Source organism: Lachnospira multipara ATCC 19207, assembly GCF_000424105.1.
Classification (GTDB): Bacteria; Bacillota; Clostridia; order Lachnospirales; family Lachnospiraceae; genus Lachnospira; species Lachnospira multipara.
This window is the reverse complement of record NZ_AUJG01000028.1, coordinates 1-8,488: the sequence shown is the minus strand read 5'-3', so window position 1 is coordinate 8,488 and position 8,488 is coordinate 1. Positions and strand designations below refer to the sequence as shown.

The 8,488-nt window shown below is 30.5% G+C and carries 10 protein-coding genes; all 10 read left to right on the top strand.

Annotation, left to right across the window (positions count from 1 at the left end; all coding sequences use genetic code 11):
* The coding region (locus G600_RS14750; RefSeq protein WP_034246579.1) for an ABC transporter permease at positions 1-537 on the top strand (537 nt) is incomplete at its 5' end.
* Positions 538-539: 2 nt separating this feature from the next.
* The gene (locus G600_RS0112965; protein ID WP_034246576.1) at positions 540-1,211 is read left to right on the top strand and encodes an ABC transporter ATP-binding protein; all 672 of its coding nucleotides are present in this window, start codon (positions 540-542) and stop codon (positions 1,209-1,211) included.
* A 303-nt stretch (positions 1,212-1,514) separates the two neighbouring features.
* A complete protein-coding gene (locus G600_RS0112960) occupies positions 1,515-2,444 on the top strand; it encodes a hypothetical protein (RefSeq protein WP_027432274.1) in 930 nt (309 codons plus the stop codon).
* Positions 2,445-2,528: 84 nt separating this feature from the next.
* Complete coding sequence (locus tag G600_RS0112955) at positions 2,529-3,458, top strand: hypothetical protein (protein WP_027432273.1); 930 nt, start codon at positions 2,529-2,531, stop codon at positions 3,456-3,458.
* Positions 3,459-3,545: 87 nt separating this feature from the next.
* A complete protein-coding gene (locus G600_RS0112950; RefSeq protein ID WP_027432272.1) occupies positions 3,546-3,905 on the top strand; it encodes a hypothetical protein in 360 nt (119 codons plus the stop codon).
* Between the two features lie 554 nt (positions 3,906-4,459).
* The gene (gene ltrA / locus G600_RS0112945; protein WP_027432271.1) at positions 4,460-5,854 is read left to right on the top strand and encodes a group II intron reverse transcriptase/maturase; all 1,395 of its coding nucleotides are present in this window, start codon (positions 4,460-4,462) and stop codon (positions 5,852-5,854) included.
* A 183-nt stretch (positions 5,855-6,037) separates the two neighbouring features.
* Positions 6,038-6,397 (top strand): hypothetical protein, encoded by a 360-nt coding sequence (locus tag G600_RS0112940; protein WP_027432270.1) that lies wholly within the window; start codon positions 6,038-6,040, stop codon positions 6,395-6,397.
* Between the two features lie 94 nt (positions 6,398-6,491).
* The gene (locus tag G600_RS0112935; RefSeq protein ID WP_027432269.1) at positions 6,492-6,782 is read left to right on the top strand and encodes a LytR/AlgR family response regulator transcription factor; all 291 of its coding nucleotides are present in this window, start codon (positions 6,492-6,494) and stop codon (positions 6,780-6,782) included.
* Positions 6,783-6,794: 12 nt separating this feature from the next.
* Complete coding sequence (locus tag G600_RS0112930; RefSeq protein ID WP_027432268.1) at positions 6,795-7,994, top strand: ABC transporter permease family protein; 1,200 nt, start codon at positions 6,795-6,797, stop codon at positions 7,992-7,994.
* An 18-nt stretch (positions 7,995-8,012) separates the two neighbouring features.
* On the top strand, positions 8,013-8,488 hold a 476-nt coding region (locus G600_RS14745; RefSeq protein WP_034246573.1), incomplete at its 3' end, for a hypothetical protein.

Below are 8,488 nucleotides of genomic sequence, written 5' to 3'. Positions count from 1 at the left end.
GAGCTTACGTATTTTAATATAGAGATTTTATCAAATGAAATTAATGTAAGTGATATTTATGAAGATGTTTATGTTGCAATAAAAACATGTAATAATGACGCTGCTATAGATTCATATCAACTTTATGGTAGAGGAGAAAGTGAAATTGGAAAAACTTTAGCTAGAAATAACATTAGCAAAAAAATATGTATTTTGTTATTTAGTTTATGTAATTGTATTGTAATATCTGAATTCTATTTCCTAGACTATAAAAAAGAAATTGTAATTTATAAAATTCTTGGCGCAAAAAATTCATTCATCATAAAAAGATTAATGATATCATTTGTTGTTATTAGTAGCTTTACATTAATTTTATATGGATTAGTTGCTACATTATTAAATACAATTGGAATGAATGGATTAATGTATTTTAGTGTTGATGCTAAGAATATAATAAGTATGTTTATAGTTATATTATTAGTTACAGCTTTATCTATGATATATCCATATATAAAAATGACAAAATTAAATATTACAAGCATGAGATTAAAGGAGTAGTTATGATAGATATTAAGGGGTTAACAAAAGTTTTTAAAGATGGTGATTATAATAAAGTCGCTTTAGATGATATTAATTTAAAAATCAATGATGGAGAAATGGTTTCTATAATGGGCCCATCTGGTTCAGGAAAATCTACTTTGCTAAATATTATTGCATGCTTTGATGATGTAAGTAAAGGTGAGGTGTATATAAATGATAATAATATAACTTCACTTAAAAAAAGAAAAAAAGAAAAATTTAGAAGAGATAATATAAGCTTTATATTTCAAGATTATGCCTTATTAGAAAATTTTACATGTTATGAAAATGTAGAATTACCTTTATTAATTAACAAAGTAAGATCAAGAAAGACTAAGACCTTATCTTTATTGGAAAAGATGAATTTGTTAGAAGAGAAGAATAAAAAAATTAATAAATTATCAGGTGGACAAAGACAAAGAGTAGCAATTGCAAGAGCTCTAGCACTTGATACAAATTTAATTCTTGCTGATGAACCTACGGGTGCATTAGATCAAAAAATGGGTGAAGAAGTAACAGATATCTTACGCAGTATTAATAAAGAAGGAAAAACAGTTATTATTGTTACACATGATGAAAAGGTGGCTAATAAAACAGATAGAATTATTAAGCTAATGGATGGGAAAATAATAGATGATATAAAAAATGTTTAGATTAGGTAAAATCAAAGATTAGAAATTATAAAAGGTTATCAAGTGGCAAAACTTGATAACCTTTTTGTTTTTAGTATATATATGAAAAATGATTTTGACCGATTAAAGCCAAACTATTGTTAAATACTATATTTATGCTACTATTGAATTAATAATTTAACTCAGTCGGAGTACAAGCTCCGACTGAGTTAAACGCTCCGCGAGGATGCGCACGGATTCGGACAGGAATTCGGGGCTGCTTCAGCAGACCCGAATCCAGCGCTAGACTTGTGAGCGAGTCTTGACTAGTAATGGGGGGAATGTATGAAAAAAATATTGTGTACAACATTAAGTTTAATGCTTATGTTTTTAACAGCATGTAGTAAAACAAGTGAAAGTGAAACAGAAGAAAAATTATCAGAAGAATTTACTTATGAACAAACATCTGAGTTAATAGATACTAGTGGACAGAAATATTATAATGTTAATAGCTGGGTTAGAAAACCCGAACTTGATTTTTATAATAAACAAAATAATATGATAGAAGCATACTATCCTAATCAATATTTTGAAAGTGGCGTATATTCGATATTAGATTCCCTTGATAATAAAGGTATGATAATAAATGTTCCGAATGGAACAAAGAAAATAGAAAATTATGATAGTCACGGTATGTCATTTGGTAAAAATAGTAAAATACCAATTATACAGAATAATGAAATTATAGATTATTATTATATTGATAATGAAGCAATAAGTTCTGGACTTTTATATGGGGATGTTTCAAAAGACTCGCCATCAGTATTTGATCCTGATAATTATATGACAAATATAATAAATCATACACGATGTAGATGTGATGTATTACCTTTTTCAGCAGCTTTATACGAGGATTTTTTTGAATGTGATATGAGCTTCCAACTTGATATTTATGGAGTATCAAAAGAATACTTTAATGATAAATTGGGAACGTATACATATTCATGGGCGCAATATGAAGAATATTGTAAAGGAATAGAAGAAGATTATAAAAGTTTTGATCATTTATCTAGCTATAATTTAGATGAATCAGGTGTGTATTATATAGATTTTACTCAATATAATGATACATATGAAGATTATTATATAGTTGTAACAGATACTTCAGAGGAAAATTTTACATATTTTATTTATGGACAAAAAGGATATATGGTTAACGATGCGAATGCTTATCAGAAATGGAAAGAGGATAATAAAGATAAGTTTATAAATTAATATTGACCGATTAAAGCCAAACTATTGTTAAATACTATATTTATGCTACTATTGAATTAATAATTTAATATTAATGGGGGATGTATGAAAAAAATTTTTTGTGTTACATTAAGTTGTATGTTTATTTTTTTATCAGCATGTAGTAAAACAAGTGAAAGTGAAACAGAAGAAAAATTATCAGAAGAATTCACTTATGAACAAACATCTGAGTTAATAGATAATAGTGGACAAAAATATTATAATGTTAATAGCTGGGTTAGAAAGCCCGAACTTGATTTTTATAATAAACAAAATAATATGATAGAAGTATACTATCCTAATCAATATTTTGAAAGTGGAATATATACAATATTAGATGAAATAAATTCTGTAAAAGTATCGATAAAAACACCTATAGGAACGGATATGATTCAAGATTATTCTTGTGATGGGCTCTTTTTCTGTAAAAATAGTAAAATACCAATTATACAGAATAATGAAATTATAGATTATTATTATATTGATTTTGAAGCAATAAGTTCTGGACTTTTATATGGGGATGTTTCAAAAGACTCGCCATCAGTATTTGATCCAGATAATTATAAGACAATAATATCAAATCATACACGATGTAGATGTGATGTATTACCTTTTTCAGCAGCTTTATACGAGGATTTTTTTGAATGTGATATGAGCTTTCAACTTGATATTTATGGAGTATCAAAAGAATACTTTAATGATAAATTGGGAACGTATACATATTCAGGGACGCAATATGAAGAATATTGTAAAGGAATCGAAGAAGATTATAAAAGCTTTGATCATTTATCTAGCTATAATTTAGATGAGTCGGGTGTATATTATATAGATTTTACTCAATATAATGATGCATATGAAGATTATTATATAGTTGTAACAGATATTTCAGAGGAAAATATTACATATTTATTTGATGGACAAAATGGATATATGGTTAACGATGCGAATGCCTATCAGGAATGGAGAGAGGATAATAAAGATAAGTTTATAAATTAATATTGACCGATTAAAGCCAAACTATTGTAATATATAAAAATTATGATAATATAAATTTATAAATTTTTTTATATATAGGAGGGATTTATGAAACTAAAAAGATTTTTTGTAGCGGCGTTATTGACATCGTCAGTTATAATGTCATCATTAGCATTGGTATATGCAGGGTATGATGAAGGAACATATGGATATGCCTATCGAAATGTAGAAGGAAGAGATGGAGTATATAAAATAAGTGCTGGTACAGTAAGAAAAAATGGTGCACAACAATCATCAGTTAAAGTAATAAAAACATATTATGATGGTGAAGTTCAAACAAGATTCTCGGGTTTGGAAAATACAGATGTTAATTACACAAGTGGTTATGAATACATAGAAGATTATGTAACGGAACACAAAACATATAATGGTTCATTTCCGGTTTATAAAAAAACATTGTATGAGTAAAAGCAATTAATATTTATAAAATTTAACAAGGGGCTGTGAAAAAATGATTATCTCATTTTTTCACAGCCCCTTCTTTTTTGTTGTGCGCCTAGCGGCGCAAGTTTCTTACGGGTTAAAGTCCCGAATCCGCCCGGTAGTGGGAAGGATATAGCCGAAGGCAAGGGTGTCTGTCGCGAGGCGGAATCCGAAGGAAGCTGGATGTGGAGAACATACTAATCTACGGGCAAATCTCTGGTCTGACGTACAGAAATCTCATACGAGGTTATGCATGAGGGTAAGGCTGCAACTCAAGTCGAAGCCCAATAACTACACGGAATCATGCATGATAAATGAGGCAGATGGATGGAGAGGAAGAAACGTGTGGTACCTAGGGAGGTCTGTGTGAAACGCTCTGAAAGGAGTAACCACCGTACAAGGAAACGAGGCGGTGCTGAGCACGCAGAAGTCAGCAGAGGTCATAGTAGGAATATGAACATGGAAACATGGACATGCTAACCGAAGGACCGAATCAGTAGGAGTCTTAAGTATGACCGAGAAAGGAGGAATGACCGTTAATGGCAGAAAACATAGATAATAATGGCTGTTCGCAAAGAGATAGTGCGGAACACAAAGGGTATGCGAAAGCGCTTAGGTCATTCAATCGGATATGGAAAGAAAGAGACAGTGCACAGCCGAAGCTCTTGGAAGCGATACTGTATAAGGATAACTTTAATAGAGCGTATAAGAGAGTTAAGGCAAACAAGGGAGCGCCAGGTATTGATGGAATGACTATCGAAGAGGCACTTCCGTACCTTAAGGAACATCAGCAGGAGTTAGCTGACCGAATATACCGTGGTAAGTACACTCCATCGCCAGTCAGGCGAGTTGAGATTCCAAAACCAGATGGAGGTGTGCGTAAGCTTGGCATACCTACCGTGATAGACCGAACACTCCAACAGGCAATAACTCAACAGTTAGTGCCAATCTATGAACCATTGTTCGCGGAAGGAAGCTACGGCTATCGCCCAAACAGAAGCGCAAAGGACGCTATACAGAAGGTAAAAGAATACGCAGAACAAGGTTACACTTTTGCAGTAGTCTTGGACTTATCAAAATATTTCGACATCTTGAATCATGAAATCCTTATCAATCTCCTCAGAAGGAATGTGAAGGATGAACGTGTAGTTCAACTAATAAAGCGTTATCTGAAAAGTGGGGTAATGGAAAATGGAGTGGTTATTGATACAGAAGAAGGTTCACCGCAAGGCGGGAATTTATCTCCACTTCTTGCGAATATCTACCTCAATGAGTTCGACCAAGAGTTTCTAAAAAGGGGTGTGCCCTGCATAAGATATGCAGATGACATCGTCCTTCTAGCGAAAAGCAAAAGAGCATCAGAGAGACTCTTGGAAAGCAGTACGAAATATCTCGAAGAGAAACTGAAATTGACAGTTAACCGAGAGAAAAGTCGTACTGTTAGCGTGTTTGCTATCCGAAATTTTAAGTTTCTTGGCTTTGCATTGGGAAGGAACGCAAGTGGCATTTATGTCAGGGTTCATCCAAAGTCATGGAAGAAGTTTAAGTCAAAGCTGAAAGATTTATCTTCCCGTAAGTCTGTGCAGTCCATCAAGCCCAGTCTTGAGAAAATCAAGGTATATGCGAGAGGATGGCTTAACTATTACGGTAAAGCGAGCATGAAGAACAACATAGATGACATCAATGGATGGCTCTATCGTAGAATCCGTATGTGTATATGGAAACAATGGAAGAAACCCAAAACCAAGATGAGGAATCTTATCAAAATGGGAATTCCAGAATACTATGCGCACATGGCGGCTAACAGTCGCAGAGGACATTGGTTCAATGCAAATCTAACAACCGTAAAAAGAGCAATGTCAAAAGAAAGACTGATAAACAGTGGCTTCTATGATTTAGCCACAGCCTATCAGTCTGTGCACGTCAACTATTGAAAGCGCCGTATACCGAACGGTACGTACGGTGCTGTGAGAGGACGGCGGTTAGTCACCGCCTCCTACTCGATTTTAGTATATATATATGAAAAATGATTTTGACCGATTAAAGCCAAACTATTGTAATATATAAAAACTATGATAAAATAAATTTATAAAATTTTTTATAAATAGGAGGGATTTATGAAACTAAAAAGATTTTTTGTAGCGGCGTTATTGACATCGTCAGTTATATTGTCTTCATTAGCATTGGTATATGCAGGGGAGAATGTTGGAACATATGGATATGCCTATCGAAATGTAGAAGGAAGAGATGGATTGTATAAAATAAGTGCTGGTACAGTAAGAAGAAATGGTGCACAACAATCATCAGTTAAAGTAATAAAGACATATGAGGGTGGTTATACTGAAACAAAACTTGTGGGTGTGGATAATAAAGATGTTAATTACACAAGTGGTTATGAATACATAGAAGATTATGTAACGGAACACAAAACATATAAGGATTCTTACCCAGTGTATAGTATTACATTGTATAAGTAATAGTAATAGATATTATTATGAAATAATAACAAGTGGATATAATAATCCACTTGTTATTAATAAAATCAAAGTAGCAAGAATGGGGAGGATATGTATGACAATTCAAGAGATTGATTTATCACTTGTAGAGTATGTAGAAGTGAGGGGTCATTATCTATATTTTATTAGTGATAATTTAGAACATAAAATTAGGGGTTCATTAAGACAATATTATGAGATTTTAGAAAATAAGGAATTTTTAAGGGTTAATAAATCTACTATGGTTAATAAAAATCATGTGGAAGATACTAGAAAAAATAGCAGGTATTTATATTTAAAGAGTGGTAAATGTATTGAAATAAGTCGAAGAAAACTAAAGATTATAGATTTAAAAAAGGTAATATAATAGAGGGTGAATATGGTAGATGCTAGATTAATTTACAGAATATTTATGAAAAGACCATTATCTATATTTGTTATGACAATAATGTCTATAATTTCTTTTTATATGATTTCCAATGAATTGATGGAAAGTATATCTAATAAAGTTTATACTCAAAGAATTCACAATATGTTTTCAATAAATGAAAGTCGAGTTGGATTGATAAAAATGGTTGATGATGTTGAATCAGGAAATATTGATATAAAAAAAGTAAAGCAAGATTTTGAAAAAAGTGAATATATAAAAGGTATTGGTTTTAATTACACAGAGTATATTTATGAAGGGATAAATGCAGATCTTTATATTATTGATGAAAGTATGTTAACTTCATATAATATTAGTGTGGAAAATGAATTAAAAGAGAATATGTTAAAAGATACAGAATATATACCAGTTGTAGTAGGTTACAATTTAAGAAATAAGTTTGATATAGGTGATGTTATTAATTTAAGCAGTGGAAAACAGTGTAAGGTTTATGGCTATTTAGATAAAGATGATGCTATGTATCGTGAAGAATTATTTGGGGGATGGACTAATTTAGATTTATATAATTTGGATGATTCATTTGTTGCTATTGTAGAAAATGTAGAGGATTTTCAATTTTATAATGGGTATTATATAAATTTCTACGTAGATGAAGGTGATTATAATCTTGCAAAAGAGGAAATTTTAAAAATTGCAGAAAGTTATGATATCAACATACAAGTTATAAATAGGGGAGAGGAAATACTAGAAGCACAGGAAGATAATAATATTCTTCATAGTCCCAATCTTTATATTTTAATTGTAGTATTACTAGTTAATATAATTACTATAACTATAATGACAATAACATATGTAATGATTGAAAAAAGACAATATGGTATTTTATCTATATGTACATATAGTAGAAGAAAAATATCATTTTTAATCATCAAACAGAATGCAATTATAGTCTATTTAGCAGCAATAATTGCTTGGGCCATTAATCAAAAGTTATATAATGGAAGCATTATTATAAAATTAGCAGACTACCCATCAAATTTGCTTTATAAGATAACATTATATAGTACAATGATTATTTTGCCATTAGTATTATTTCTTATTGCATCTCTTATTATAGTAATTTCAAGTATGATTCCGGTTATTCTAATAAATAGATATAAAATACCAGAGTTAATTCATAGTAATAATTAAACTAGAGGTGGATTAGAAATGAAAAAAATAATAAATATACTTTTTAGACATAAAATGATATTAATATTTGTTATGATAGGGCAATTTGCAATCTATATAAGCGTATTTGGAATTCTAAATACACTTAATATTGCTGAATTAAAAGAAAAAGATAGGATTGAATCTGTATATAAATCAAGGATAAAAATGGAAATAATAAAATCTTCTGATTCCTCTTTGATATCAGAAGATTTAAAGAATATTGATAAAGCTAATATTATTATTACAAAAGGCTTGGCTGTAAATTATAAAGAAGTAAATTCGTTACATATAGCAGACCTTATTATAGCTTTAAATGAAGAATTACCATACAAATTAATAGAGGGACATATACCAGGCACAGATCCAGATGATAAAGGAAAAAATCTTGTAGCAATAGGTAGAGATAAATGTAAATATACATATGAAGAAAATGGGAAAAAATATATTACTCTTGATAATGAAAAATATGAGGT

Bases quoted from the DNA above. Each gene is read 5' to 3' on its own strand.
- G600_RS0112935 (WP_027432269.1), top strand. From the start codon at position 6,492: ATGACAATTCAAGAGATTGATTTATCACTTGTAGAGTATGTAGAAGTG.
- G600_RS0112950 (WP_027432272.1), top strand. From the start codon at position 3,546: ATGAAACTAAAAAGATTTTTTGTAGCGGCGTTATTGACATCGTCAGTT.
- G600_RS0112960 (WP_027432274.1), top strand. From the start codon at position 1,515: ATGAAAAAAATATTGTGTACAACATTAAGTTTAATGCTTATGTTTTTA.
- G600_RS0112940 (WP_027432270.1), top strand. From the start codon at position 6,038: ATGAAACTAAAAAGATTTTTTGTAGCGGCGTTATTGACATCGTCAGTT.
- ltrA (WP_027432271.1), top strand. From the start codon at position 4,460: ATGGCAGAAAACATAGATAATAATGGCTGTTCGCAAAGAGATAGTGCG.
- G600_RS0112955 (WP_027432273.1), top strand. From the start codon at position 2,529: ATGAAAAAAATTTTTTGTGTTACATTAAGTTGTATGTTTATTTTTTTA.
- G600_RS0112965 (WP_034246576.1), top strand. From the start codon at position 540: ATGATAGATATTAAGGGGTTAACAAAAGTTTTTAAAGATGGTGATTAT.
- G600_RS0112930 (WP_027432268.1), top strand. From the start codon at position 6,795: ATGGTAGATGCTAGATTAATTTACAGAATATTTATGAAAAGACCATTA.